General features: G+C 68.8%; 27 protein-coding genes. 13 read left to right on the top strand and 14 right to left on the bottom strand.

Annotation, left to right across the window (positions count from 1 at the left end; genetic code table 11):
• The first annotated feature begins 23 nt into the window (after positions 1-23).
• Positions 24-1,037, top strand: coding sequence for a LacI family DNA-binding transcriptional regulator (locus Q9G87_RS34430; protein ID WP_305920731.1), 1,014 nt, complete (start codon positions 24-26; stop codon positions 1,035-1,037).
• Between the two features lie 199 nt (positions 1,038-1,236).
• Here the strand turns inward: Q9G87_RS34430 and Q9G87_RS34425 are convergent, their stop codons facing one another.
• From Q9G87_RS34425 to Q9G87_RS34415, 3 genes are read right to left on the bottom strand one after another with little or no spacing between them, the layout of a single operon-like run.
• Positions 1,237-1,986 carry an SDR family NAD(P)-dependent oxidoreductase gene (locus tag Q9G87_RS34425; protein ID WP_305920730.1) on the bottom strand — a complete coding sequence of 250 codons (750 nt, stop codon included), beginning with the start codon at positions 1,984-1,986 and terminating at the stop codon, positions 1,237-1,239.
• Between the two features lie 32 nt (positions 1,987-2,018).
• Positions 2,019-2,888 (bottom strand): dihydrodipicolinate synthase family protein, encoded by an 870-nt coding sequence (locus Q9G87_RS34420; RefSeq protein WP_305920729.1) that lies wholly within the window; start codon positions 2,886-2,888, stop codon positions 2,019-2,021.
• On the bottom strand, positions 2,889-3,986 hold the full coding sequence (locus Q9G87_RS34415; protein WP_305920728.1) for a mandelate racemase/muconate lactonizing enzyme family protein: 1,098 nt from the start codon (positions 3,984-3,986) through the stop codon (positions 2,889-2,891). It lies immediately after the preceding gene.
• A 113-nt stretch (positions 3,987-4,099) separates the two neighbouring features.
• Here Q9G87_RS34415 and Q9G87_RS34410 point away from each other — a divergent pair, with 113 nt between their 5' ends.
• The 5 genes from Q9G87_RS34410 to Q9G87_RS34390 all read left to right on the top strand — a co-directional run bounded on the left by Q9G87_RS34410 (position 4,100) and on the right by Q9G87_RS34390 (position 9,195).
• Complete coding sequence (locus tag Q9G87_RS34410; RefSeq protein WP_305920727.1) at positions 4,100-4,891, top strand: IclR family transcriptional regulator; 792 nt, start codon at positions 4,100-4,102, stop codon at positions 4,889-4,891.
• Entirely contained in the window at positions 4,888-5,742 is an 855-nt protein-coding gene (locus tag Q9G87_RS34405) for a carbohydrate ABC transporter permease (RefSeq protein WP_305920726.1), read from the top strand. Before Q9G87_RS34410 ends, Q9G87_RS34405 begins: the two co-directional genes overlap by 4 nt.
• Positions 5,739-6,632, top strand: a complete 894-nt coding sequence (locus Q9G87_RS34400; protein ID WP_305920725.1) for a carbohydrate ABC transporter permease — start codon at positions 5,739-5,741, stop codon at positions 6,630-6,632. The genes Q9G87_RS34405 and Q9G87_RS34400 overlap by 4 nt, the downstream gene beginning before the upstream one ends.
• Positions 6,633-6,653: 21 nt before the next feature.
• The gene (locus Q9G87_RS34395; protein ID WP_305920724.1) at positions 6,654-7,943 is read left to right on the top strand and encodes an ABC transporter substrate-binding protein; all 1,290 of its coding nucleotides are present in this window, start codon (positions 6,654-6,656) and stop codon (positions 7,941-7,943) included.
• Between the two features lie 91 nt (positions 7,944-8,034).
• Positions 8,035-9,195 (top strand): glycoside hydrolase family 16 protein, encoded by a 1,161-nt coding sequence (locus tag Q9G87_RS34390; protein WP_305920723.1) that lies wholly within the window; start codon positions 8,035-8,037, stop codon positions 9,193-9,195.
• 11 nt (positions 9,196-9,206) lie between these two features.
• Here the strand turns inward: Q9G87_RS34390 and Q9G87_RS34385 are convergent, their stop codons facing one another.
• The 8 genes from Q9G87_RS34385 to Q9G87_RS34350 all read right to left on the bottom strand — a co-directional run bounded on the left by Q9G87_RS34385 (position 9,207) and on the right by Q9G87_RS34350 (position 13,753).
• Positions 9,207-10,292 carry a hypothetical protein gene (locus tag Q9G87_RS34385; RefSeq protein WP_305920722.1) on the bottom strand — a complete coding sequence of 362 codons (1,086 nt, stop codon included), beginning with the start codon at positions 10,290-10,292 and terminating at the stop codon, positions 9,207-9,209.
• The gene (locus tag Q9G87_RS34380) at positions 10,289-10,792 is read right to left on the bottom strand and encodes a SigE family RNA polymerase sigma factor (protein WP_305920721.1); all 504 of its coding nucleotides are present in this window, start codon (positions 10,790-10,792) and stop codon (positions 10,289-10,291) included. The genes Q9G87_RS34385 and Q9G87_RS34380 overlap by 4 nt, the downstream gene beginning before the upstream one ends.
• A gap of 70 nt (positions 10,793-10,862) precedes the next feature.
• Positions 10,863-11,249, bottom strand: a complete 387-nt coding sequence (locus Q9G87_RS34375; RefSeq protein WP_305920720.1) for a MauE/DoxX family redox-associated membrane protein — start codon at positions 11,247-11,249, stop codon at positions 10,863-10,865.
• On the bottom strand, positions 11,246-11,788 hold the full coding sequence (locus Q9G87_RS34370) for a hypothetical protein (protein WP_305920719.1): 543 nt from the start codon (positions 11,786-11,788) through the stop codon (positions 11,246-11,248). Before Q9G87_RS34370 ends, Q9G87_RS34375 begins: the two co-directional genes overlap by 4 nt.
• A gap of 18 nt (positions 11,789-11,806) precedes the next feature.
• On the bottom strand, positions 11,807-11,932 hold the full coding sequence (locus Q9G87_RS34365; protein WP_305920718.1) for a hypothetical protein: 126 nt from the start codon (positions 11,930-11,932) through the stop codon (positions 11,807-11,809).
• Between the two features lie 54 nt (positions 11,933-11,986).
• On the bottom strand, positions 11,987-12,499 hold the full coding sequence (locus Q9G87_RS34360; RefSeq protein WP_305920717.1) for a hypothetical protein: 513 nt from the start codon (positions 12,497-12,499) through the stop codon (positions 11,987-11,989).
• The gene (locus Q9G87_RS34355; RefSeq protein WP_305920716.1) at positions 12,496-13,002 is read right to left on the bottom strand and encodes a hypothetical protein; all 507 of its coding nucleotides are present in this window, start codon (positions 13,000-13,002) and stop codon (positions 12,496-12,498) included. The genes Q9G87_RS34360 and Q9G87_RS34355 overlap by 4 nt, the downstream gene beginning before the upstream one ends.
• A 1-nt stretch (position 13,003) precedes the next feature.
• Positions 13,004-13,753, bottom strand: coding sequence for a hypothetical protein (locus tag Q9G87_RS34350; protein WP_305920715.1), 750 nt, complete (start codon positions 13,751-13,753; stop codon positions 13,004-13,006).
• A gap of 379 nt (positions 13,754-14,132) precedes the next feature.
• On the opposite strand from Q9G87_RS34350, the gene Q9G87_RS34345 reads away from it, so the two are divergent.
• The 6 genes from Q9G87_RS34345 to Q9G87_RS34320 are packed head-to-tail and all read left to right on the top strand — an operon-like array spanning position 14,133 to position 20,349.
• Positions 14,133-15,113: a LacI family DNA-binding transcriptional regulator gene (locus tag Q9G87_RS34345; protein WP_305920714.1), complete on the top strand. Its 981-nt coding sequence runs from the start codon at positions 14,133-14,135 to the stop codon at positions 15,111-15,113.
• Between the two features lie 14 nt (positions 15,114-15,127).
• Complete coding sequence (locus tag Q9G87_RS34340) at positions 15,128-16,396, top strand: sugar ABC transporter substrate-binding protein (protein ID WP_305920713.1); 1,269 nt, start codon at positions 15,128-15,130, stop codon at positions 16,394-16,396.
• Positions 16,393-17,265, top strand: a complete 873-nt coding sequence (locus Q9G87_RS34335) for a carbohydrate ABC transporter permease (RefSeq protein ID WP_305920712.1) — start codon at positions 16,393-16,395, stop codon at positions 17,263-17,265. The genes Q9G87_RS34340 and Q9G87_RS34335 overlap by 4 nt, the downstream gene beginning before the upstream one ends.
• A complete protein-coding gene (locus Q9G87_RS34330; protein WP_305920711.1) occupies positions 17,265-18,071 on the top strand; it encodes a carbohydrate ABC transporter permease in 807 nt (268 codons plus the stop codon). The genes Q9G87_RS34335 and Q9G87_RS34330 overlap by 1 nt, the downstream gene beginning before the upstream one ends.
• 19 nt (positions 18,072-18,090) lie before the next feature.
• Positions 18,091-19,449: a sulfatase-like hydrolase/transferase gene (locus Q9G87_RS34325; protein WP_305920710.1), complete on the top strand. Its 1,359-nt coding sequence runs from the start codon at positions 18,091-18,093 to the stop codon at positions 19,447-19,449.
• 51 nt (positions 19,450-19,500) lie between these two features.
• Positions 19,501-20,349 (top strand): aldo/keto reductase, encoded by an 849-nt coding sequence (locus Q9G87_RS34320; protein ID WP_305920709.1) that lies wholly within the window; start codon positions 19,501-19,503, stop codon positions 20,347-20,349.
• Positions 20,350-20,401: 52 nt separating this feature from the next.
• On the opposite strand, the gene Q9G87_RS34315 is transcribed toward Q9G87_RS34320, so the two are convergent.
• The 3 genes from Q9G87_RS34315 to Q9G87_RS34305 all read right to left on the bottom strand — a co-directional run bounded on the left by Q9G87_RS34315 (position 20,402) and on the right by Q9G87_RS34305 (position 24,675).
• On the bottom strand, positions 20,402-22,339 hold the full coding sequence (locus tag Q9G87_RS34315; protein WP_305920708.1) for a glycosyl hydrolase family 18 protein: 1,938 nt from the start codon (positions 22,337-22,339) through the stop codon (positions 20,402-20,404).
• A gap of 123 nt (positions 22,340-22,462) precedes the next feature.
• Positions 22,463-23,191, bottom strand: coding sequence for an aspartate/glutamate racemase family protein (locus tag Q9G87_RS34310; RefSeq protein ID WP_305920707.1), 729 nt, complete (start codon positions 23,189-23,191; stop codon positions 22,463-22,465).
• Positions 23,188-24,675, bottom strand: a complete 1,488-nt coding sequence (locus Q9G87_RS34305) for an NCS1 family nucleobase:cation symporter-1 (protein ID WP_305920706.1) — start codon at positions 24,673-24,675, stop codon at positions 23,188-23,190. The genes Q9G87_RS34310 and Q9G87_RS34305 overlap by 4 nt, the downstream gene beginning before the upstream one ends.
• A gap of 133 nt (positions 24,676-24,808) precedes the next feature.
• Between Q9G87_RS34305 and Q9G87_RS34300 the strand changes: the two genes are divergently transcribed.
• On the top strand, positions 24,809-25,408 hold the full coding sequence (locus Q9G87_RS34300) for a helix-turn-helix domain-containing protein (protein ID WP_305920705.1): 600 nt from the start codon (positions 24,809-24,811) through the stop codon (positions 25,406-25,408).
• Positions 25,409-25,441 lie beyond the last annotated feature (33 nt).

Below are 25,441 nucleotides of genomic sequence, written 5' to 3'. Positions count from 1 at the left end.
CGGCGGCCGGGTAGGGTTTGCCCGTGAAGCGGCCCACCATCGCGGACATCGCCCAGCGGGCGGGGGTCTCCCAGGGCGCCGTGTCCTACGCGCTCAACGGGCGCCCCGGCGTGTCGGAGAGCACGCGGGCGCGGGTGCTGAAGGTCGCCAACGAGATGGGCTGGCGTCCCAGCGTCGCCGCCCGAGCGCTGACCGGCGCCCGCGCGGGCGTGGTCGGCCTCGTCCTGTCCAGGCCGCCGAGCATTCTCGGCGCCGAGCCGTTCTTCATGGAGCTGTTCAGCGGGATCGAGACGGCGCTGAAGCCGCACGCGTGCGCGCTGATGCTGCAGATGGCCGACGACCAGGACGCCGAGATCGAGGTCTACCGCCGCTGGTGGGCGGAGGGCCGGATCGATGGCGCGATCCTGGTGGAGGTGCACGTCTCCGATCGGCGCCTGCCCGTGCTCGAGCAGCTCGGCATGCCGGCTGTGGTGATCGGCGGGCAACCCGGCGTCGGCTCGCTGCCGTCGGTGCACTCCGACGAGAGCGGGCCCGTCCACGAGACCGTCGAATACCTCGCCGCGCTGGGCCACCGCAGGATCGGCCGCGTCGCCGGGCTGCCGCATCTGGTGCACACCACCGTGCGGGACGAGGCGTTCACCGCCGCCTGCGCCCGGCTCGGCCTGCCCGAATGCGTCACCCAGTACACCGACTACACCGGTGAGGAGGGCGGGCGCGCCACCCGCCGCCTGCTCAGCTCTCCCGACCGGCCGACCGCGATCGTCTTCGACAACGACATCATGGCCGTCGCCGGGCTGTCCGTCGCTCAGGAGATGGGCCTGCGCGTGCCCGGCGATCTGTCCCTCGTCGCGTGGGACGACTCGCAGCTGGCGCAGGTCGTGCGCCCGGCGCTCACCGCGGTGCGGCGCGACGTCCCCGCGCTGGGGTCGGCCGCCGCCCGCCACCTGCTGTCCCTCCTCCACGGTGATCCCGTGCCCGACGTCGAGACGGAACCGGCCAGGCTCACCGCACGGGGAAGCACCGGTCCGCTCACCTGACATCCCGGCGAGCGCGGTGCCTCCCTCTTGGCCCATGGCCGAGCGGCCGACGGCACCACGTGATCGCGCGCGTTGACCGCCGCCGACGCGTCGGGCGACGCGACGAGGGAGCACGCGCAAGGCGGCGGACTCGCCTCCGAGGAACAGCAGCGGTGTGAACAGGTGCGAATACAGACTGGGGGAATCCGTCCGGCGGATGTCAGAGGAACCTCGCTCGCAGATCGGGCCGGAGGAAGGCGGCGGGGGAGGCGATGGACAGGCCGCCGTCCACCGGGAGGGTCGCTCCGGTGATGAAGGACGCCGCAGGTGAAGCCAGGAACGCCACCGCGGCCGCCACCTCCTCCGGCGTTCCTGTACGGCACAGCGGATATCCCTCGGCCGCCCCATCCAGGTCCTCACCGCCGATGAGCCCCGGTGAGACGATGTTGGCCCTGATCCCGCCCGGACCGTACTCCACGGCGACCTGCCTGATCAGCGCGTCGAGCCCGCCCTTCGCCGCGGAGTAAGCCGGAAGCCCTGGCGCGTGCAGGAACGAGTTCACCGACCCCACCGCGACGATCGCGCCGCCGTTCGTCATGTTCGGCACAGCAGCACGACACAGGTGAAACGCCGCGTCCAGCGTCGAACCGATCGCCTTGCGCCACTGCTCGTCGGACGTCGCCGCCACGGAGGCCACTGGCATCGCCGCCGTCGCCGTCACCAGCACATCCAGCCTGCCCAGCACCTCCATGGCGGCTGTGACCAGCGTGTCGACCTGGCCGGGATCCGAGCAGTCGGCCGTCCGGAAGCCGGTGAAGGCGGCGTCGTCACAGGGCTGGAGCCCGACGCCGAAGACCTGATCTCCCCCGCCCGCGAAGGCACGCGCGATGGCCAGGCCGATGGGCGAGTTGCCCCCGGCGAGCAGCACTCCGCGGCCTTGCCTGGGCCCCGGAGTCAGCTGAGCACCCACACCCGGCTGATCGCCGGCAGGGGGCAGGCCGCTCACCATCCCAGCACGCCCAGGATGCGGTCGAGCGCGTCGCGGCTGTCCGCATCCAGCGGCTTGGCGGGCAGGCGGACGGTGGCGGAGTCGATGAGGCCGCGCCGGACCAGCACCTCCTTATGCACCGCCCAGGCGATGCCCGGCTGCATGCCGAAGCGGATCAGCGGGAGCAGCCGGGTGAAGGACACCGCGGCGTCGTGGGAGCGCCAGTCCTGGAGGATGGGGGCGAGAAGATCGGTGAACTCGCAGGCCGGCATGGTGCCGATCGCGCCGCGCGCGTACTCCTCCAAGCAGAACAGCGCGTTCTGGCCGCCGAACACCGCGAAGGCCGAGGCGACCTTGGCCGCCACGGCGCCCACCTTAGGGGCTGTCGGCGGGGCTTCCACCTTGACCGAGGTGACCCCGTCCAGCTTGCTCAGCTCCACGATGAGCGACTCCGGCATGCTCACGCCGGTGGCGCCGGGAGCGTCCTGGACCATGATGTCCACCTGGCACCGGGCGGCGAGCTCCCCGTAGAAATCGATGAGCTGCCCGCCGGACGGCTTGACCAGGTAGGGCGGCAGCACCATCAGGGCGTCGGCCCCGCCGTCCACCGCGGCCAGGGCCTGCTCCAGCGCCGTGGCCGTGCTGGTGGAGCCCACGCCGGCCACCACTGGAGCGTCCCGCACCGCCGCGCGCACCTCGCGGAGGATGCACGCCCGTTCCGCAGCGGTCAGGGCGAAGCCCTCGCTGGCCATGCCGAACACGGCGACGCCGTCGGCGCCCGCCGAGAGCTGCCATTCGGCCAGCCGCCGCAGGCTCGGCACATCCAGCTCACCCTCCTGGGTGAACGGCGTGGCCAAGATCGGGATAAGTCCAGACAAGGTCACTTATGACTCCTTCGCGAGAGCGGTAACGACGTCACGATCGACCTCCACGCCGAGCCCCGGTCCGGCCGGTAACGGGAATCCCGTTGCATCACCTGCAAGGGGATTTCGCAGAATCTGGGACGCCACCTCACAGGTGGTCGGCTGGTATTCGAAGAACGCCAGATTCGGCAGCGCCGCGCTGACCTGCAGGCCCGCGGCCAGCGCCACTCCCAGCCCGGTGGAGTGGTGCGGCGCGACCGGCACGTGGTGCGCGGCGGCCAGCTCGCCGATCGCCATGAGCTCGGTGATGCCGGTCCTGCCGACATCCGGCTGTGCCAGCTGCAGCGCCCGGCGCCCCAGCCAGCCGGCGAACTCGTACCGATTGCGCAGGCTCTCGCCCACCGCGACGGGCAGCTCGGCGCGCGCGCACAGGTCACGATGCCCTTCGACGTCCTCCGGCGCCAGCGGGGCCTCCAGGAACAGGGCGCGCCGCTCGGCCAGGCCACGTGCCAGTCGCACGGCCTCGGGCAGCGAATAGGCCCAGTGCGCGTCGACGGCGACGTCGAGGCCCGTGGACAGCACGGCCTCCACAGTGGCCAGGTCCTGGTCGACGCCGTAGCCGAGGTGCAGTTTCACCCTCGTCGCGCCTTTCGCCGCCCACTCCTGGGCGAGCTGGACGCGCTCGGCGTCGCTCGGCCGCGGCAGGCCGCTGACGTAGACGGGAACCACCTCACGGAACGCCCCGCCCAGCAACTGCGCCACGGACAGGCCGGTCAGCCGGCCGCACAGATCCCACAGGGCGATGTCGACCGCGGCCAGGGCGTCGGCCTGATGCCCCGTGAGGTGCCCGCGCTCGCGCATCAGCCCGGTCAGCCGCTGCCACAGCGGCCGCACCCGCGTGGGATCCTCGCCGATCAGGACCGGCGCCAGCAGCCGCTCCACGACGGCGGCGGGGATCTCGGGGCCCACCGGGGCCAGCGCCTCGCCCCACCCCGTGGTGCCGTCGGCGCAGGTCACGGCCACCAGCAGGGTCTCGAAGCGGGCCGAATAGAGCGACTTCCACGGCGGCCGCACGAAGTAGCGGTCTTCGACGGCGGGGGTGCCCAGGTACGCGTCCACATGGCGGATCTTTATCGGAAAGCAACGCACTTCCGTGATGGACAGGGGTTGACTCCCTTGCAACATGTGCGTAACCATCCCACATATCGCAAATCAATTGCAATGGAGCTAGGTTGGCTTCCGAACAGAGCAGCAATCAGAGCGTTGAGCGGGCCGCCGCGGTCCTGCGAGCGTTCCTGTCCGGCCGGCCCGAGCTGCGGGTGTCGGACGTCGCCAAGGCGACCGGGCTCGGCACCTCCACCGCCTCTCGGCTGCTGGCCACGCTCGAGTCGCTGGAGTTCGTCGAGCGCGACGAGCTCAGCGGGCTCTACCGGCTCGGCACCGCGCCCATCACCCTCGGCGGCGTCGCGCTGAACCAGCACCCGGTCCACCGTGAAGCGCGCCAGGTGGCGCAGGACCTGGCCGCCACGCTCGGCCTGGGGGTGAACGTGGCGATCCGCCGCGGCGACTCGATGTTCTATCTGCTGAACTTCGAGGGGCGGCTGGCGCCGCGGTCGTTCGTGCTGACCGGGCAGCGCAAGCCGCTGTACGCCACCGGCATCGGCAAGTGCCTGCTGCTGGCGTTGACGCCTGAGGAACGCAGGACGCTGCTGCCGTCGATGTACGGGTTCACCTCCCACACGATCACCACGCATCAGAGGCTGGACGAGGAGCTGGCCGCGTGCGCGGCGCGGGGCTACGCGACCGAGGTGGAGGAGCTCGCCTTCGGGCGGGCCTGCGTGGCGGCGCCGATCAGGGACCAGACGGGGGAGATCGCCGCGGCCATCTCCATCTCGGGCCCGCTGTCCGCCATCGACCTGCCGGCTCGGGAGGCGGAACTCGCCCGGACGGTGATCGAGACGGCCGACTCGGTCAGCATCGCGCTGGGATACGTGGGGCCGATGCACCTGGCGGGCACGCGATGAGACGGTTATCCGATGCCCAGTTCGCCTGGCTGCTCATGCTGCCCGGGCTGGCGCTGTTCGGCGCGATCATCGCGTATCCGCTGGTGTCGGCGCTGGTGACGGGACTCTTCGAGCAGAGCCTGGTGCGGCCGGGCCGGCTGTTCGTGGGCCTGGGCAACTTCGCCGACGTGCTGGGCGGGGACTTCTGGCCGGTGTTCAGGAACACCATGATCTTCACGTTGGGCGCCACCGTCGCTCCCTTCGTGCTGGGGTACGCGCTGGCCCTGGCGTTGAACGCGGGCATTCGCGGGAGCGGCTTCCTGCGCGGGCTCTTCCTCTTCCCCTGGGTCATCCCCGGTGTGGTGGTGTCGTTCCTCTGGCTCTGGATCTTCAATGCGAACTATGGGGTGCTGAACGGCATCCTCGGCACGCGCTTCAGCTGGCTCGGGGATCCGGACACGGCCATGCTGGCCGTCATCGTCACCAAGACCTGGGCGAGCTTCCCCTGGATGATGATCATGCTGCTGGCCGGGCTGCAGACCATGCCGAAGGAACTGCACGAGGCGGCCTCTGTGGACGGCGCCGGCACGATCCGCCGCTTCTGGTCGGTGACCGTGCCCCATATGAAGGGCATCGCCGGAATCGTGTTCCTGCTGGAGTTCATCTGGAACTTCCAGCACTTCGACACCATCTATGTGCTGACCGGCGGCGGCCCGGCGGGCGCCACCAAGACCTTCGCGGTGGCCGTCTACGACACCGCCTTCAAGGGCTTCGACCTCGGCCACGCCAGCGCCCTGGGCGGGCTCTGGATGCTCCTGCTCCTCATCCTCGTGGCCATCTACCTGCGCCGTGAGAAGGAGGACGCCCGATGACCGTCACCGCCACCCGGTCCCGTACGACGACCCTCGCCCGGCCCGTCCGGGCCCGGCGGCGGCCTGACGTGGTCAGATCAAGGGCGGCGGCCTGGGTCGCCGTGGGGCTCATCGGGCTCTTCGGGCTGGCGCCGATCTACTGGCTGGTCGTCACGGCTCTCACACCCGACGAGACGGCGTTCAGTTTCCCGCCGTCCTTGATCCCGACCGAGGTCACACTCGAGCATTTCGTCAACCTGGCGAAGAACGAGCAGCTGTTCGGCTACCTGATCAACAGCGTCATCGTCTCAGTGATCACTGCGGTTCTGAGCGTGATCGTCTCCGCCTACATGGCCTACGCGTTCTCCAAGTTCCGATACCGGGGACGCACCTCGCTGATGCACCTGGTGCTGGCCTCACAGATGTTCCCGCAGGCGTTGCTGCTGATCACGCTCTACGCGGTGTTCAGCGCCACCGGCCTGCTGGGCTCCTACGCCGCGCTGGTCCTCAGCTTCACCACGTTCACGCTTCCGCTGTGCGTGTGGATGCTCAAGGGCATCTTCGACACCGTCCCCAGCTCCCTCATGGAGGCGGCCGCCATCGACGGCGCCTCACGCTGGAGAACCCTGCACCAGGTCGCACTCCCCTTGGCCGCCCCCGGTCTCGTCGCCGCCGGCCTGTTCGCCTTCGTCAGGGCCTGGAACGACTTCATCTTCGCCCTCACTCTCGCCGACCCCGAGCGGCAGACCTTGCCGCCCGGGCTGGTGCACACCTATCTCGGGGAGTTCCAAACCGCCTGGCCAGACCTGATGGCCGCGTCTTTCGTCGTCTCGCTCCCGGTCATCGCCGCGTTCATGTTCCTGCAGCGATACCTGGTCGGCGGGCTGACGGCCGGCGCCGTCAAGGGCTGACCCTCTTCAGAGGAGAAACCGATGCCCCCCATGAACCGCAGGGACGCCCTGCGCCTCCTCGGCCTGTCCACGCTGGGCGTCACGGCCCTGTCCGCCTGCGCCCCCGACGCCACCGGAGGCGGCGCGGCGCGGTCTTCGGGTGACGCCGCCGCCAAGACCTTCGGCTTCACCTCCTGGTCGCTGAACGAGGAAGCGCAGAAGGCGGCCGTGCAGGCGATCGTGGACGCCTACGCCTCAGCCGGCAAAGTCACGATCAACACGGCCTCGTTCCCGTATAACGAGTATCTGAACCAGGTCACCCTCAAGATCAGGGGTGGCCAGCTCAGCGGCGCCGTACAGCTCGACGTCGCCTGGCTGGCGGCGATGGCCTCGCTGGGCAAGCTGCGCGACCTGTCGCCGCAGGCGGCGCAGGGCGGCTACACCGAGGTGGCCCTGTCCAGCGGGCAGTACGGCGGCAAGCAACTGGGCCTGCCGTGGACCACCGGCTCCATCGGCCTGATCGCCAACACCGAGATCCTGCAGAAGGCCGGCGTGTCCGAGCTGCCTGCCACGACCGAGGAGTTCGAGGCGGCGCTGACCAAGGTCGCCAAGCTCGGCGACGGCATCGTGCCCTACGCGGCGGCCACCAAGGCGGCGCAGCTGAAGGACATCCTGCCGTGGATGAAGACCTTCGGCAGCCCACTGCTGGACGGCGACCAGATCACCGTCGGCGACGACGCGTCGGTGGCGGCCGTCGAGTGGTACAAGCAGCTGTACGACGCCAAGCTCATCGCACCCGACGTGGACCGCTTCGACGCCCGCGCGCTGTTCGCCCAGGGCAAGGCCGCCTTCTACGACGACGCGATCATCGCCAGGGGCGTGGTGGCCGGCCAGTCGCCGGACAAGTCGCTGACCGAGAAGATGAAGCCGCTCCCACGCCCGGTGCTCGATGCCGGCGGCACACCGCAGGCGCTGCTGTGGGGCCACGTGATCGTGGTCGTGGAGGGTGAGGGCGCCGAGGCCGCGGCCGACTTCGCGAAGTTCGCCACGTCCGACACCGCCACCGTCGCCGGCTTCTTCGAGAAGGTGAAGCTGCCGCCGACCACCACCGCCGGCCTGGCCGACCCCAAGGTGGCCGGCGACGCCTTCACCGCCGAGTGGACCGAGAAGATCACCAAGACCGCTACGCCGAACCCGTTCTGGCGCTATGCCGGATACGGCCAGATCGAAACGGCCATCGCCGAGCAGGTGCAGGCCGTGCTCGTGGGCCAGGCATCGGCCAAGGACGCGCTGGCCAAGGCGGCCGAGACCGCCAAGGGCCTGCAGAAATAAGAGAGCCGCCCGGCAGCGGACACGCGCGGAACCGCCATTCCCGCGTCTCCACCGGGCGGACTCCCGTACACCATGTGAGAGGTGTGTTCTTATGTTCGCACGCATACTGCTCGTTCTCGGATTAACGCTGCTCGCCGTACAGATCCCGGCGACCGCACAGGCAGCCGCGCCGGCCGGCTACACGCTGGTGTGGTCGGACGAGTTCAACGGCACGTCCGTCGACACCAGCAAGTGGAACTACCGCACCGACGTGAAGGGCTGGAGCGCCCAGCGGCCCGAAAACGTCACCGTCGGCAACGGACTCATGACCATCCACCTCAAGGAAGAGCCCTATAACGGGATGGCGTACACAGGCGGCGGCCTCATCAGCAAGAAGCCCTTCCGCTACGGCTACTACGAGACCAGGGCCAAGACCAATGTCGGTTCCGGCTGGCACACGTCGTTCTGGGCCATGGCCGGTGACGGGAGCAACACCTACCACTCCGGCCGGCGTACCGAGATCGACGGGTTCGAGATGGACTCCCACCTGCCGGGACGCCTGACCCACAACGTCCACGGCTGGAAGCCGGACGGCACCAAGACGACCGTCAGCAGCGGGCACTACACCACCGGGTTCGACACCTCGGCCGCGTTCCACACCTACGGCTTCGAGTGGGCCGAGACCCAGGTGAAGTTCTACGTCGACGGGGTGCTGAAGTACACCGGGAACTACTCACCGACCTGCTGCACCCAGCATGACTTCATCAACGTCTGGCTGACCACCATCGCGATCAACCTGCAGAACAGCCCGGGTGTCGACACCTCGGCGCTGCCAGGCCAGGTGCAGTTCGACTACTTCCGCTACTACCAGCGCGACGGCTACACCGACAACGAGGGCCCCACGGCCTACCGCTACGCCGAGACCGGCACCTGGACGACCAGCAGCATCCGCGGCCACACGCTGGAGAACACCTCGCGCTACAGCAACGAGCCGGCCGCGTCCGCCACGTGGGGCGCGTGGCTGCCCGCCGCCGGCACCTACGACGTCTACATCTACAAGATCGTGTATCCCGGTAGCGACACCGGCTCCAGGATCGACGTCACCCACAGCGGCGGCACCTCGACACAGACCCTGGACTACACGGCCGGAAGCACAGGCTGGGTCAAGCTCGGCACCTGGTCGTTCGGGGCGGGGGAGAGCGGCTCGGTCAAGCTCACCCGGAGCAACGGCAACGCCCGAGCGGACGCCGTGAAGTTCGTGCGAGTGTCTTGAGGGAGCGAGAGCTAGTGCCGCGCTCCTCCTGGCAGGACGACGGCGGCCTGGCCGGGGACCTCGAACAACAACCGGCGTCCTGAGGGGGTGATGGACTCCAGCTTCTGCCGTTCCTTGGCCTGGTCCTGGGGGACCTGGATGACGGCGAAGCCGCCGTCTACCGGTCCAACTGGGAACTGGCCGGCCGGCAGCGGCAGGCGGGCCACCGGCTTGCCCGTGAGGTCGAACTCCAGGACCGTGATCTGGTCGCCGGAGTACTCCAGCGTGAAGACCCGCTCGCCGTGTACCTGGATCGACAACCCGTGGTCCGTGTCGGCGAGAACACCCGCTCCGGACGTCAGGGTCACAGGGCGGCTGGAATGCTCGAGTGTCACGCGCTCGAGTGGCAGCTTGTCGTGCTTCTCCTCATCGAGGAGAAGCACGTCACCCGAGGGCAGCAGGCCGACCGGCTCGTGCCCAGAAGGTGCTTGGAGTTCGCTGGTGCGGCCGCTCGGGAGCTCCAGCGTCACGTACTTGCCGACGTTTCCGCTGGCGTGGTAGCCGACGAGCAGCCGCTGCGAGTCGGCCGACCACGCCCACGGGCTGTAGGCGCTGTCCGCGTCGCCACCGGCCGGGGGCTGGAGTGTGTGCATCGCGCCGGCCAGGAGGTCCCTGACTTCGTAGCCGCCGTTGACGGGCCGGCCGAGCCAGCGCCCGTCAGGGGAGAGCGTGATGTTGCCCGGCGGATTGACGGTCCGCTCGCCCAGCAGATACTGCCGGCCGTCGGTGAGCAGCAGGAAGGTGGGGCACTGCCCCTGACAGGCCGTGTACACCATGGCGCCCTGCCCGACGGTGCCGGTGGCGGGGAGCGGCGGCGCCTCGGCGGGTGGCTCCACGACTTGCGTCGGGGGCGCCACTGTCGCCGCGGCGTCCGGAGGGGCGGGCTGGCGCTGCTGGACGGCGACTCCGGCGGCGACCACCACGAGGGCGGCCGATCCGGCGATCACCGCCCTGCGGATTCTGCGGGCGCGCAGCGTGGCAAGCGCCTTGCCGGCGTCGGCGTAGTCGCGTACGTCCTGGTCGAGTTCGTCATAGGCGGTATCGAGGGGCGGTTTCACGAGCGCACCTCCATCTCGAGTAGTTGCGGAGCCACCTGACGCAGGCGTTTGAGCGCGTCATGGGTGTGGCGTTTGACCGTACCGATGGAGCAGCCCAGCTCGGCGGCGACCGCGCGCTCCGTGAGGTCCTCGTAGAATCTGAGGTAGAGCACGATCCGCTGCTTGCGCCCGAGCACGCTCAGCGCCCGCAAGAGCGCGATCTTCAGCTCCGTCTGCGCGGACTCGTCCGTGGACGGCGACGGCTCGGGGAGGTCCGCGGTCGGGACGAACGCCAGCCTGCGGGGGCGCCGCCACGTCCGCAGCTGATTGATCAGGACTTTGCGGACGTAGGGCTCCGGGTCGCCTTCCTTCGTCAGCTTCCGCCAGCGTGCCGCGACCTTGACCAGGGTCTCCTGCACCAGGTCTTCGGCCAGGGCGTGGTCTCCCGTGACCAAGTAGGCCATGCGCGACAGTGCCAGACCACGCGTGGCCACGAACTCGCGAAAGCCGTCATCTGTCACCGGCCCAGCCCTCCGTCGGGGACGCCTCATCTACAACACTCAACGACCGCGGTAAAAGGTTGAGTGGCTCTCAGGCCGCGACGCTCCACAACGTCAATCCCATCAGCAGGACGAGTGCCGCCCGGGCCCACGTGCGCATCGACGCGCGTTCCCGGCGGCCGAAACACAGGCAGTGCGCCTGATCGCCCACGGTCAGGAGATACGTCTGCGCGGCCGTGAAGGACGCGCCCAGAATGGTGGCGATCACGCCCACGACCACGTCGCCGACGGGAGCGAAGACGGTCAGCGCGGCGAGCGCCTCCACGGTCACCACCGTGAAGGCGCCCACCTGGGCGATCCGCCCGTGGAGCCCGAAGGGCGCCAGGCTGGTCTGGAAGGCGGCGAAGTGACGTGCCTTCCCGAGGACGGCCAGCGCCAGGAGGATGCCCAGCCCGTAGCGGGTGACCATGACGATCATCCGATCACCAGCATCGTCACCACGGGCAGTGCGAGAACGACGAACAGCACCTTCAGCCTCGGCAGGGTGAAGTAGAACGCCGTGTCCGCCTCCATCTTGTCCCGTGCCGCGGCGAACGTCAGGAGCATCAACGCCCGCGCCGCCGCGAAGCCGGCGCCCGCGAGGAGTGCTTCCTCCCAGGACGCCAGGAACAGGATCGAGATCGCCAGGATGTGCGGCAGCCCCGTCGGTGAGTACGTGCGCATTCCCGTGCCCATCTCGGCGCCGAACTGCACGGCGCCCCAGAAGGGAATCCTGGGGACGAACTGCGGCACCAGCCGCGCGTTCTGGAGCAACGGGAAGGAGAGCACATCCAGCTCACGAAGCAGGAAAACTACCGCCGCCGCGGCGACGAGGATCTGCAGAACCACCGTCGGGAACGGCGCTCGAAGCACAGATCCGACGAGCACCAGCACGAACGTGACGGCGCCCGCTCCTGCGAACAACCCGGCGATGAAGCCGGCGATATCAGCACCCCGCCGGACCGACGAGGACAGCACCCAGGCGCTGTTCAGGCTTCAAACGGAGCCGGAGAGGGAGAAGCCGGCGACGAGGGCCGCCACCAGCCAGGTGAAGCCCCTGGTGTCCGCGCCCGCGAGTCTCAGGGACAGCACCAGTGCCTCCGCCGCCACGATCAGTGCCATGCCGGGCACCAAGAGGCGGGCGGATGTGGTCGTGGAATCGCTCATCGAGCGCGGTCAGATCGCCGTACGGCAGATGGAGAAGCGGGAGACCCGGCCGCCGCCGCAGTCGTTGTACTCGTACCAGCCGTCGGAGCACTTGCGGCGGGTGCTGGTGGTGCTGCCGCCGGTCCACTTCCACGCGTTGTGGCCGTCGCAGGTCGTGGCGTAGTGGGTGTAGCGGAAGTTGTAGCAGGTGCCGGACCCGCCGTCGTTGCGGTGCCACGAGCCGGAGCAGTTGCCGGAGTACAACGCGGTCGAGGGCGTGCAGACGGTGCTGGCGTTCACGTAGCCGTGGCAGGTACTCCACGCGGTGTAGGCGGCGGCCGTCGCGGCGCGCGGCTTCGACCATGGGAGGAGGTCGAGGACGCCCAGCCCGGTCGCCACTGCGGCTCCGGTGGCCAGGCCCAGGATGCGCCGCCTGCTCCACCCTTCCCGCTTGGCGCCCACGAGGGTGGGTAACGCCTGCTCGGGCATCTCGTGGGCGTTGGGAATCTGATCGAGGATGGAGATCTGCTTTTCGGCCTTCACAGCTGCTTTTCCTTTCTGTTCGCTACCGCACGCTCGACTATCTCCACGAGCGCCTCTCCGGATCCCACCGGGGAGGTGAAGCCCACGACGCCGTTCTCGTCCACGACGAGCAGCGCCGGGGTGTACGGCACGCCGGCCGCTCGCCAGGTCGCCGGATCCTTGATCACCCTGATGGAGTCGGGCAGGGGTTTGTCGAACCCTGGATCGTCGGACAACACCGCGAACGACAGGTCCGGAGGGAGGCCGGTCGCCAGCTTGGCAGCCGCGAGCAGGACATCGTCGCAGATGGGGCAGCGACGATTGACTTTGATGACCATGGTGGTGCCGCCGGGAACGGCCAGTCCGTTCGCCGGCGTGTCGGGGCCGGTGGTCAGGCGCGCACCGACGCCGCTGTAGGTGGCCAGTTCCAGTTCACGGACCCGCCGATAAAGCCCGGCGCCGGCCGCGAAGAGGAGGATGACGAGAATGGACAGGATGATGACGGCCGCCGTCAACGGCTCCACGTCATGCCTGCCACTCGACGCGCTTGACCTTGCTCAGGAAGCCAGCGGCGGTCTCCGCACTGCCTGCCGCGGCGCGAGCCGACACGCTCGCCTGGCCGGCGCTCGGGGCGTCCCAGGGGTAGAGGGTGGCGATGGCGGACTCGGTGACCAGGAGGAACGGCGTCTCATCGCCCGTGGGGGGCGCGGGCATCCGCCACAGCTCGCCCGAGGCCGCGCCGTACCCCCGCCAGTTGGGGATCCGGCTGATTCCGGCCTGCTTGGATTCGACCATCATGGTGCCGACGCCCGCGATCCACGTCGCGTAGAACTCCATGGAGACGTCGAAGCGCGAGCCGCCGTCGGCCGTGAGCCCTTCGGGGGTGTCGACCCACGTCACACGGCTGAAGGTGTCGACGATGTCGGACGATTCCCATTCGGGGGCGTAGAAGAGCCCGTGCGCCATGTGCCACGGGCCCAGCCACGCGGCCCATCGGGCGTCGGCCGGGTCCTCACAGTCGTAGACGACGACCTCGCCGCCGTTCAGCGAGAAGCGCTCACGTTCCCGCCCGCGGACGGAGTTGACGCCTGCCGCGAGGGAGGACTTGGGGGCCAGTTCGAGGCCCCAGCTTTCGGCGGTCGTCGTCCGGCCGCCGTACTTCGGGGTGTAGCGGACGTGGCCGGTCCATGGGGTCAGCGAGGCGGCTTCCGCGTCGTCGACCTCGAGACGGACAAAGGAATTCGAAACCGTTCTGAGGGTGGATAAATGCCCCATTCGTCCCCTGGCCCTTCGTGGCAGTTGTGGGAACTAGATCATTTCGCTCGCAGCGTGACATGATCCGCATGCCTGGTCAAGACATGATTTTTTCGGTCTGTTAAAGATCGAGGTCAAACGCGTTCGGAGCATTCAGCGATGACGAAGAACGTCTGCGAGCGCTCGTGCTGATCCTCAAATGACGGGTTGATCCGTAGTGAGGGGAAGGAGTACGGTCGTGGTGACCAGCGATGTTAATCGTTTAACAGCACAGCGGTGCCGAGCGGCCCGCTCTCGAGCCGCCCTGACCACTCCCACGAGATGAAGAGAAGAGAATTACCTTGTATCCCTGTCGGGAATGCTATGTTATTCGACTAGCATGAGACCTACAGCACGACAAGTGGCCGAGCTCGCGAACGTGTCCGTCGCGACCGTCTCCTACGTGCTCAGCGGCCGGGACCGCCCCGTAGCCGCCGAGACGAGGCAGCGGGTGCTGGACGCCGCCAGGCAACTCGGCTACACCCCCAACCAGGCCGCGAGGAGCCTGCGCAAGCGCCGCACCCAGCGGGTCTGCCTGGTGCTCAGCTCCATCGGCGGCGTGCCCTCCGACGAGCGGCTGGCCAGGGACCTGCACGAGATGGCCGACGCCCGCGGCTACTCCGTGATCACCCTGGCCGTCTACTCCGAGGCCCGGGCGAACGCGGCGATCGACGTGCTGCGCGGCGGGATCGCCGACGGCGCGCTGATCAACGTGGTCGGCGACCACCTCACGCACGACCTGCTCAGCGGGCTCGCCGCCACCGGCCTGCCGATGGTGGTGCTGAGCAACGAGAGCGGTCTCGAGGGTTGCGACGTCGTCCGCACGCCGGAGACGGAGGCCTGTGTGGAGGCCGTCGAGCATCTGCTGGCGCAGGGCAGGCGGCGCATCGCGTACCTGGCGCACCGCCACGAGCTCTACCGGGACCGGCCGGTCGGCAGGCTGCTCGGCTACACCACGGCGCTCGACCGGCACGGTGTGACGGAGCGCATCATCACCTCGGGCGCGGACGACCGCGTGGCGGCGTACCAGACCGCGACCGAGCTCCTGCGCTCTCCCGACCGCCCCGACGCGATCTTCGCGGCCTCCGACCGCGCCGCGATCAGCGCGATCTCGGCAGCGCGGGACGCCGGGCTGAGCGTGCCCGGCGACGTCGCGATCGTCGGCGCCGGCAACATCGACGAGGGTCTCATCACCAATCCGCAGCTCAGCACCGTCGGCCCGCTCAGGCACGACTACACCGACGTCGTGCGACTGCTGTTCGACCGCCTCCAGGCCGAGGAGGCTCCGCCCGCCCGCGAGATCGTCCGCTCCTGGACCTTCCTGCGGCGGGGCTCTTCCTAGAAGGGAAACACGAGATGTCCCCCACTCTCTCCCGCCGTGACATGCTCCGCCTGGCCGGGGCGGCCGCCGCCGTGCCCGTCCTGTCGTCCTGCGCGGGCGCGCCGACCGCGCAGAACACCGCCGCGCCCGGCACGTTCACCGTCTACTGGAACGCCGGCCACGACTACCAGGCCTACCGCAAGGTGATCGCCGAGTTCGAGCAGGCCAACAAGGTCAAGGTCAACCTGCAGAAATACCAGTGGCCGGACCTGCGCACCAGGCTGCTGGCCGACTTCGCCTCGGGGACCGTGCCGGACCTGGTGGAGGAGCCCGGCGGGTGGGTGCAGGAGTTCGCCATCTCCGGCAACGCCCGCTCGCTGCAGGACTTCGTGGACCGCGACGGCCAGGCGATGGGCTTCCCGTCCGACTGGCAGCCGGTGACGGTCGAGCGCAACTCGTACCAGGGCAAGGTGTACGGGGTGCAGCTGCACTTCACCTGCAACACGCTCCTGTACAACAAGGCCATGCTGCGGGACGCCGGGGTGGAGGTGCCCACCACCTGGGAGGAGTTCCTGGCCGCCGCCCAGAAGCTGACCAAGGACGGCGTGTACGGCGTCGCGCTCAACCAGGACTACACCTACGTGTGGCCATGGCTGAACCAGGCCGGCGTCACCCCCTACGACCCGCAGACCGGCAAGGTCATGACGCCGATGGAGGACGCGGTCGCCGCCCTGCAGTTCCAGGCCGACCTCGTCCACAAGCACAAGGTGGCGCCCGTCCCGGTGTCGAGCACGGACTACTCGGGACCGCAGAAGTTGTTCTCAGCCAAGCGCGCCGCGATGATCCTCACCGGCCCGTGGGACCTCGACCCCATCAGGAAGACCAGTCCCGACATCGAGCTGGGCGTCGCTCCGCCGCTGAAGAACAAGGTCCAGGCCACCCAGGCGGCCGGCGTCAGCATGTTCGTGCCGGCCAAGGCCACCCGGCCCGAGCTGTCGTGGGACTTCATCAAGCGCATCACCGCCATCGAGGTCGAGCAGGCCGCGACCAAGGAGACCGGCATGCTCATGCCGCGCGTCTCCTGGACGGAACTCCCCGAAGTGCAGTCGAACGAGGTCATCAAGGTCTTCGCCGACGCGCTGCCCACCGCCAAGGACAACGGCCAGAAGGTGCGGCTCACCGGGCAGCTGGGCAAGTGGGAGGAGCAGCTCAAGGTCATGTACCAGCAGGTGCTCATCCAGAACAAGCCGGCCGCCGAGGTCCTGGCCACATTCGCCCAGAGCGCGGAGGGCTTCCTCAAGTGAGACCCCGCACCCTGGCGGGCCGCTACGCCAGGACCGCCTACCTGTTCCTCCTCCCGGCGATCCTGTTCTTCGCGGCCTTCTTCTACCTGCCGATCGGGAACGTGGTGGCCACCAGCTTCCGCACCGGTCCGCAGGCCGACCAGTGGACCGGGCTCGGCAACTACACCCAGGCGCTGGCCGACCCTGCGGTGCGGCACTCGTTCCTGATCACGGTGGCGTTCTCGGTGCTGGTGGTGATCGGGTCGATCGTGCTCGGGCTGGCCCTGGCCCTCGCTCTGGACCAGCCGCTCAAGGGGCGGGTGGTCTTCCGGGTGCTGCTGCTGGTGCCGTACCTGACGTCGGTGGCGATCGTCGGGCTGCTGTGGCGCAACATCCTGGACCCCGAGCTGGGCGTGCTCAACCGGATGCTGGGCGCGGCCGGGCTGCCCGAGCAGCAGTGGCTCAACACCGCGCCGCTGCTCACGATCGCCGCCGTCACGTTGTGGCAGAACGTCGGCTACACCATGGTGTTGTTCCTGGCCGGGCTGCAGGGCATCCCCGAGACCTACCACGAGGCCGCCAAGATCGACGGGGCGGACGCCTGGCATCGCTTCTGGCGGATCACGCTGCCGCTGCTGGCGCCGACGACGTTGTTCGTGTCGGTGATGGCGGTGATCTCGGGGCTGCAGGCGTTCGGGCAGGCGTACATCATCACCAACGGCGGACCCGGCGACGCCACGGACCTGTCCGTCTTCCACATCTTCAACGTTGCCTTCCGCGCCAGGGACTTCGGCTACTCCTCGGCGCAGTCGGTGCTGCTGCTGATCGTGATCGTCGCGTTCACGCTGGTGCAGCTGCGTGCCGGGCGGCGCGGGGAGGTCACCTACTGATGCGCAAAGCCCTGCTCTACACCCTGCTCGTGCTGGCCTCCGTCATCACGATCGTGCCGCTGCTCTACATGCTCTCGCTGTCGCTGCAGACCGAGACCGAGACGCTGTCGGCGGACGCGGTGCTGGTGCCGGACTCGCCCCAATGGGGCAACTACGCGGAGTTGTTCACCCGCGCGCCGTTCGGCAACTTCGTCGTCAACAGCCTCGTCGTGGCGGGCGCCATCACCCTCGCCCACCTGGTGTTCGACCCGCTCGTCGGGTACGTGTTCGCCAAGTTCCGCTTCCCGCTGCGCAACACCCTGTTCGTGGCGCTGCTGGCCACGCTGATGGTGCCGTTCTTCGTGCGGATGATCCCGCTGTACGTGCTGATGGCCAACATGGGATGGCTGAACACGTACCAGGGGCTGATCACGCCGTTCCTCATGGACGCGTTCGGGATCTTCCTCATGCGGCAGTTCATCCAGCCCATCCCCGACGACCTGATCAGCGCGGCCCGCATCGACGGCGCCTCGGAGCTGCGCATCTACCGGAGCGTCATCCTGCCGCAGACGCGGCCCGCCCTGGCCGTGCTCGGGTTGTTCACCTTCGTCTTCCAGTGGAACGAGTTCCTCTGGCCGCTGGTCGCCACCACGACGCCCGAGATGCGCACCATCCCGGTCGGGCTCACCCTGTTCAACCAGGAGTACTTCACGCTGTGGCACCTGACGGCGGCCGGCTCGGTGATTCTTTTCGTCCCCACGGCCGTGCTGTTCCTCTTCACCCAGCGATACTTCGTGCGTGGCATCGCGCTGACCGGCCTTCGTTAGTTAGTTAGGAGTCGTTTTCTTGCGTCCGAACGTGATCGTCGTCTTCACCGACCAGCAGCGGTGGGACACCGTCGGCCCGCTCACCCCCAACCTCGACAGGATGGCCAGGCACGGCACCCAGGCCACGGTCGCGCTCACCCCTCAGCCGGTGTGCGCGCCCGCCCGCGCCGCCCTGCAGACGGGCCGCTACCCGACCACGACCGGCGTCCACCGCAACGGCCGCGTCCTGCCTCCTGAGGAGCGCACCCTGGCGCACCACTTCGGCGGGGCCGGCTACGCCACCGGCTACATCGGCAAGTGGCACCTGGCCGGCAGCGAGCCCGTGCCGGCGGACCAGCGGGGCGGCTACCAGTCGTGGCTCGCGGCGAACGCGCTGGAGCACACCTCCGACGCCTACCGCACGGTCGTGTTCGACGAGGCGAACGACCCCGTCATGCTGCCCGGCTATCGCTCCGACGCGCTCGTGGACGCGGCCATCAGGTTCGTCGCCGACCACCACGACGAGCCGTTCTACCTGTTCGTGTCGTTCCTGGAGCCGCACCACCAGAACGAGGTGGACAACTACCCGGCGCCCGACGGCTACGAGGAGCGCTATCAGGGCACCTGGATGCCGCCAGACCTGGCCGCGCTCGGCGGCACCGCACACCAGCACATGGGCGGTTACCTGGGGCAGGTCAAACGCCTGGACGAGGGGCTCGGGCGGCTGCTGGACGCGCTGCGCAGCATGGACCTGCTGGACGACACGATCGTGGCGTACACCTCCGACCACGGCAACCACTTCAAGACCCGCAACGGCGAGTACAAACGCTCCTGCCACGACGCCTCGCTGCGCGTGCCGCTGGCGCTACGCGGGCCCGGCTTCGACGGAGGGGGCGCGATCTCGCGGCCGGTCAGCACGCTCGACCTGCCGCCGACGCTGCTGGAGGCCGCCGGACTGCCCGTACCTGCTGAGATGCAGGGACGGTCGTTCCTGCCGCTGGTCCGCGACCCTCGGGCTTCCTGGCCTGACGAGGTCTTCTTCCAGGTCAGCGAGTCGGAGGTGGGGCGTGGCATCCGTACGTCCCGCTGGAAGTACTACGCGGTCGCCGAACACGCCCACCCGTGGGACGACCCATCCGCCGATCGCTACCGCGAGCAGGCCCTGTACGACCTGGAGAACGACCCGCACGAGCTCGTCAACCGGGCGGGGCTCCCGTCACACACCGGGGTGGCGGCCGAGCTTCGGGAGCGGCTCGTCCGCAGGATCGCGGAGGCCGAAGGGACCGAGCCGGTGATCGAGCCGGCCGTCGAGCTCCCGGCCCGGCCCCAGGCGATGACCGACCCGGAGGTCCGGCTCCGCGGTCCGAAGCCGGTCAGGTTCGGCCACCAGCGCAAGTGACACGATGGCGGTGAGAAAGTAGCCATCGACGTTCAGATGGAGTGTCCCCGTATGTCCATAGAGCTCCAGTCCACTGGCACGTTCACCATTGGCGGCAAAACCGTGCACCGGCTCGGCTTCGGCGCCATGAGCCTCACCGGGCCCGGAGTCTGGGGGCCGCCTCGTGACCACGGCGAGGCCATCCGGGTGCTGCGCCGGGTTGTCGAGCTGGGTGTGGACTTCATCGACACCGCCGACTCCTACGGGCCCTACGTCAACGAGGAGCTCATCCGGGAGGCGCTGCATCCGTACCCGGAGGAGTTGCTCGTTGCCACCAAGGCCGGGTTCGTCCGGACCGGGCCGGGCGAGTGGCATGCCGTGGGCCGGCCCGCGTACCTGCGGCAGGAGGTCGAGATGAGTCTGCGCCGGCTCGGGGTGGACCGGATCGACCTGCTCCAGTTGCACCGCATCGACCCGCTGGTGCCGCTGGAGGAGCAGGTCGGTGAGCTCAAAGCGCTCCGGGACGAAGGCAAGATCGCCAATGTCGGTCTGTCGGAGGTGAGCGTCGAGGAGCTGGAACAGGCGCGGCGCATTGTTGAGATCGTCACTGTGCAGAACCGCTACAACCTCACCAACCGGTTCTCCGAAGACGTGCTGCGGCACTGTGAGGAGCAGGGGATCGGGTTCATCGCTTACAGCCCCATCGCCAAGGGCGCGCTGGCGGCGCCGGGCGGTCCCGTGGAGCATGTCGCCAAGGTCGTCGGGGCCACGCCCGCCCAGGTCAGCCTGACCTGGCTGCTGGCCCACTCCCCGGTGATGCTCACGATCCCCGGCACTTCGTCGGTCGCCCACCTGGAGGAGAACCTCGCCGCATCGACGGTGTCCCTGACACCGGAGCAGGTGAGCGAATTGGGGCGTTGACAACTGGAAAAGGGCCGACTCGTCGTGGAGTCGGCCCTTTTCGTGATGAAGGTCAGCCCAGGCCATTCCTCATGGCCGTGAGCAGTTCGGCGTTGGTGGTGTCACCGCTGAGCTCCCAGAAGAACGCGCCGCCGAGGCCCTGGTTCTTCGAGTAGCTCATCTTGCCGCCGATGGTGGCCGGGGTGTCGTAGCTCCACCACTGACCACCGCAGTACCCGTACGCGGTGCCCCCGACCGTGCCGGTGGCCGGGCAGCGGGTCTTGAGGACCTTGTAGTCCTCGATGCCCTGCTCGTACGTGCCCGGCGCCGCTCCCGAGGCCGTGCCGCCGGGCGCGGCCTGGGTGACTCCGGTCCAGCCGCGGCCGTAGAAGCCGATGCCGAGCAGCAGCTTGCTCGCCGGCACGCCCTTGCTCTTGAGCTTCTGGATCGCGTTGTCGGAGTAGAACCCGGCGATCGGGATGCCGGAGTAGGAGGTGAGCGGCGAGTGCGGGGCCGTCGGGCCCTGCGCCGCCCAGGCGCCGAAGTAGTCGTAGGTCATGACGTTGTACCAGTCGACGTACTGGGCGGCACCCGCGTAGTCGGCCGCGTCGATCTTGCCGCCGTTGGTGCCGTCGGCGGTGATGGCGGCGGTGACCAGATTGCCGGAGCCGAAGCGGGAGCGCAGCGCCGACATGAGGTTTCTGAACGCGGCCGGGCCGCTGCTGTCGCAGGTCAGGCCGCAGGCGTTCGGGTACTCCCAGTCGATGTCGATGCCGTCGAAGACGTCGGCCCAGCGCGGGTCTTCGACGAGGCGGTAGCAGGACTCGGCGAAGGCGGCCGGGTTCTGCGCGGCCTGCGTGAAGCCGCCCGACCAGGTCCAGCCGCCGAAGGAGAACAGCACCTTCAGGTTCGGGTACTTCTTCTTCAGCTTGCGCAGCTGGTTGAAGCTGCCGCGCAGCGCGCCGGCGTCCCAGGTGTCGGCGACGCCGTCCACGCTCTCGCCCGCCTGGTAGAACCGGTCGTAGTCGGCGTAGGAGTCGCCGATCGTGCACTGGCCGTTCTGTACGTTGCCGAAGGCGTAGTTGATGTGCGTCAGCTTGGCGGCCGAGCCGCTGGTGTCGATGTTCTTGACGTGGTAGCCGCGCTGGTAGACGCCCCACTGCACGAAGTAGCCGAGCACCTTGTTACCGCCGCCTCCGCCGCCCGTCGTGGTCGCGGTGACGGAGTTGCTCTCGGCGGAGCGGTTGCCGGCGGCGTCGCGGGCGCGGACGGTGTAGGTGTACGGCGTGCCGGCGCTCAGGCCCGTGTTGGTGTACGTCGTTCCCGTCACCGTGGTGATGAGGGTGCCGCCGCGGTAGATCTCGTAGCCGGTGACGGCGACATTGTCGGTGGAGGCGTTCCAGGCCAGGGCGACGCTGCTGGCGGTGACGCCGGTCGAGCGGAGGTTGCCCGGTACGGTCGGCGCGGTCGTGTCGCCTCCGCCACCGGTGGTGGTGGCCGTGACGCTGTTGCTGTCGGCGGAGCGGTTGCCGGCGGCGTCGCGGGCGCGGACGGTGTAGGTGTAGGCCGTGGCGGCGCTCAGGCCGGTGTTGGTGTACGTCGTTCCTGTCACCGTGGTGATGAGGGTGCCGCCGCGGTAGATCTCGTAGCCGGTGACGGCGACGTTGTCAGTGGAGGCGTTCCAGGCGAGCGTGACGCTGGTGCTGGTGACGCCCGTCGAGCGGAGGTTGCCGGGCACCGACGGCGCCGTGGTGTCGCCTCCGCCGCCGGTCGTCTGCTTCCACAGGGCCGGCACGTTAGGCGGCTCCCAGCCGGGCTGGGAGGTGTGCGACTGGATGCATTCGTACTCGACGCCGTTGTACGTGACGCGCGTGCCCGCCGAGTACGCCGTCCACGGCGCCCAGTCGGCGAACATGACCGTGGCCGAGCCCATGGCGGCAGGCGGGGCGACGACCGCGGCGGTGAGGGGCAGCGCTAAGGCCGCCAGGCAGGCGAGGATCTTGTGTCTCATCGATGCTCCGACATCCGTTGGGGGGTGAATGGGGAGTGGGATGCCAGGAAACTATTAGGAAAGTTTCCTTTTAGTTATGAGACGACGGTAGCCCTTACCTGCGTAGGCGTCAATACATTTCAGTCAGATCGTGAAGTCGCGCAGTAAACCGGAGTAACGCTTCGGCCGGGGCAGGGCGTACTCGCCGCGTTTGCCCGTCCGCAGGCCGAGCGTGACGAGCGACTCGACGAGCTTGGTCGCCGCCGTCACCCCGTCGATCACCGGGACGCCCGTCTCCTCCGACACCTCGGCCGCGAAATCCGCCATGCCCGCGCAGCCCAGCACGACCGCGTCGCTCCCGTCACGCTCGACGGCCGCGACGCACAACTCGGTCACGGTCTTACGCGCGGCCGGGTCCTCGAGGTCAAGGACCGGGATGTCGCAGGCGTGCACGCCGCGGCAGGCGGCGGCGAAGCCGTAGCGGTGGGCGAGGTCCCACGCCCGGCCGACGGTCCTGGACAGCGTCGTCACCACGCTGAAGCCCCGCCCGAGCAGCGTGGCGGCGTGCATGGCGGCCTCCGCGATGCCGACGACCGGGCCGGCGGCCAGCTCGCGGGCCGCGTCCAGGCCGGGGTCGCCGAAACACGCGATGACGTACCCGTCCACCCCCTCGCGCTCGCCCGCCGCGATCTCGGCCAGTACCCCCGGTACGGCCAGCGCCTCGTCGTAGTGGCTCTCGATGGACTCCGGCCCCATGCTCGGGCTGACGGCCGTGACGACCGTCGACGGGCACGCCACCGCCCTGGCGCAGCGACCGATGGACGCGGTCATGGCCAGGGCGGTGTTCGGGTTGATCACTTTGAGGTGGGTCATGCGGCGGCGGTGATCCGGGGCCGGAGCCGTTCCAGGGCGACCAGGGCCACGAAGCCGAGGCCGCAGCCGATGAACCAGCTGTAGTCGGCGATCCACGTCGCGTCCGCCGTCGTCACACCCAGGTCGAGCAGCATCTTCGGGACGAGCACGGAGGCGATGGCGGGCACTCCGGCGGCGACGGTGGCCCAGATCGCGTTGGGGTTGTAGCCCTTGCTGAACCAGTAGCGCCCGGCCTGGTCCATCGTGAACAGCTCGTCCACCGACACCCGCTGCCGTGCGCACACGTAGTAGCCGGCGATCAGGATGCCGAACAGCGGACCGATGAGCGCGCCGAGCAGGCCGAGCGTGTAGTGGATGGCGTCGGGGTTGCTGTACCAGTTCCACGGCGTCAGCAGCACGGAGCCGACCGCCGCGATCATCCCGCCGGTACGCCAGCTGATGCGCTGCGGGCTGACGTTCGAGAAGTCGAAGGCCGGCGAGATGAAGTTGGCCACGATGTTGATGCCCACAGTCGCGATCACGAAGGTGAGACCGCCGAGCAGAATCGCGAACGGCGTGTCGATGCGCTGCACCGTTTGGATGGGGTCGGTGATGAGCTCGCCGAATACGGGCACGGTGGCCGACGCCGTGATCACGGTGAGGATGGAGAAGAAGAGGAAGTTGACCGGCAGGCCGAGGAGGTTGCCCTGCTTGACGACCTGGAATGACCGTCCATACCGCGAGAAATCACCGAAGTTCAGCATCGGCCCGGAGAAATACGACACGACCAGGGCGATTGCGCTGAGCATGACCGGGATCGACTCGGCGAAGCCGAGGCTTTCGCCCGACAGGTCCAGGCTGATGTTCTCCCAGCCCGCCTGGCTCACCAGGTAGATGGCCAGCACCACCATGACCACGTAGACGGCCGGCCCCGCCCAGTCCACGAACCGCTTGATCGCGTCCATGCCGCGCCAGAAGACCGCCGCCTGGGCGACCCACAGGATCGCGTAGCAGATGTAGCCGAGCACGGACAGGCCGAGGAAGGCCGGCTCGTTCAGCGCGGCCGTGGCCGGCCAGAACTTGAGGAAGATGATGATGAGCGCCTGCGAGGCCAGGTACGTCTGCACGCCGTACCAGGCGATCGCGATCGAGCCGCGCACGATGGCGGGGATGTTCGCGCCCAGCACGCCGAAGACGGCCCGGTTGATCACCGGGTACGGCACGCCGGTGACCTGGCTCGGCTTGGCCACCAGATTGCAGAAGATCTGCACGATGACGATGCCGGCCAGCAGCGCGAACAGCACCTGCCAGCTGGCCAGGCCCAGCGCGAACAGGCTCCCCGCGGTCACGTAGCCGCCGACGCTGTGCACGTCGGACATCCAGAAGGCGAAGATGTTGTACGACGACCAGGTCTGCTTCCGCAGCGGCGCCAGGTCCTCGTTGGTGAGCCGGGGGTCGTAGGCGGGGGGTGGCGCTTGGGTGATCGATGCGGCGGGTTCGGACATTGGGGCATCCTTGGGGGGTAGGTCTCCGGTGTAGTGTTAAGTGATCACTGAACACTTGCCGTTAACCTATGACTGCACGCGCTGCTGTCAATTGCGCGTATGTAAATCCCTTGTGACAAATGGTGTGGAGGCCATGGAGAGCCGTACCGGGCTGGAAGCGGTCAGCAACGAGCGACTCGGTCAGCGGCTCCGCGACCTGCGCACCGAGTCGGGCAAATCGCTCCGCGCCGTGGCGCGGGAGCTGGGCATCTCGCCCAGCGCCGTGTCGCAGATCGAACGCGGCACGATGCGGCCCTCGGTGAGCCGGCTCATCGCGTACGTCTCGGCCATCGGGGTGCCGCTGGCGGCGGTGTTCGACGTGCCGGAGGATCCGAAGCCCGACCCCGCCGTGCCCGGTCTGGCCATCCGGCGGGCGTGGGAGGTCGCGCCGATCGAGCTCAGCGGGGGAGTGACGTTCCGCAGGTTATCGCCGGTGCCGGCGCCGGACGTGGAGTTCTTCGAGTCGACCTACCCGCCGAACGCGATCTCCACCGCCCACGGGCAGTTTCTCAAACACGAGGGGTACGAGGTGGGCACGGTCACGGCCGGGGAGCTGACGATCGAGTTCGAGACCGAGATCGTCACCCTGGCCAAGGGCGATTCGATCACCTTCCCGTGCAACCGGCCGCACATCATCGGCAACCGCTCCGACACTGTGACCGCCGTCGCGACCTGGCTGATCGTGCACCGCTGAGCGTTGATAACGGTTGCGGAACGGTCGGTGACG

The sequence above is a fragment of the Nonomuraea turcica genome, assembly GCF_030718205.1.
Lineage (GTDB): Bacteria > Actinomycetota > Actinomycetes > Streptosporangiales > Streptosporangiaceae > Nonomuraea.
The sequence above is the reverse complement of the archived record's forward strand: the minus strand, read 5'-3'. Positions and strand labels throughout refer to the sequence as shown.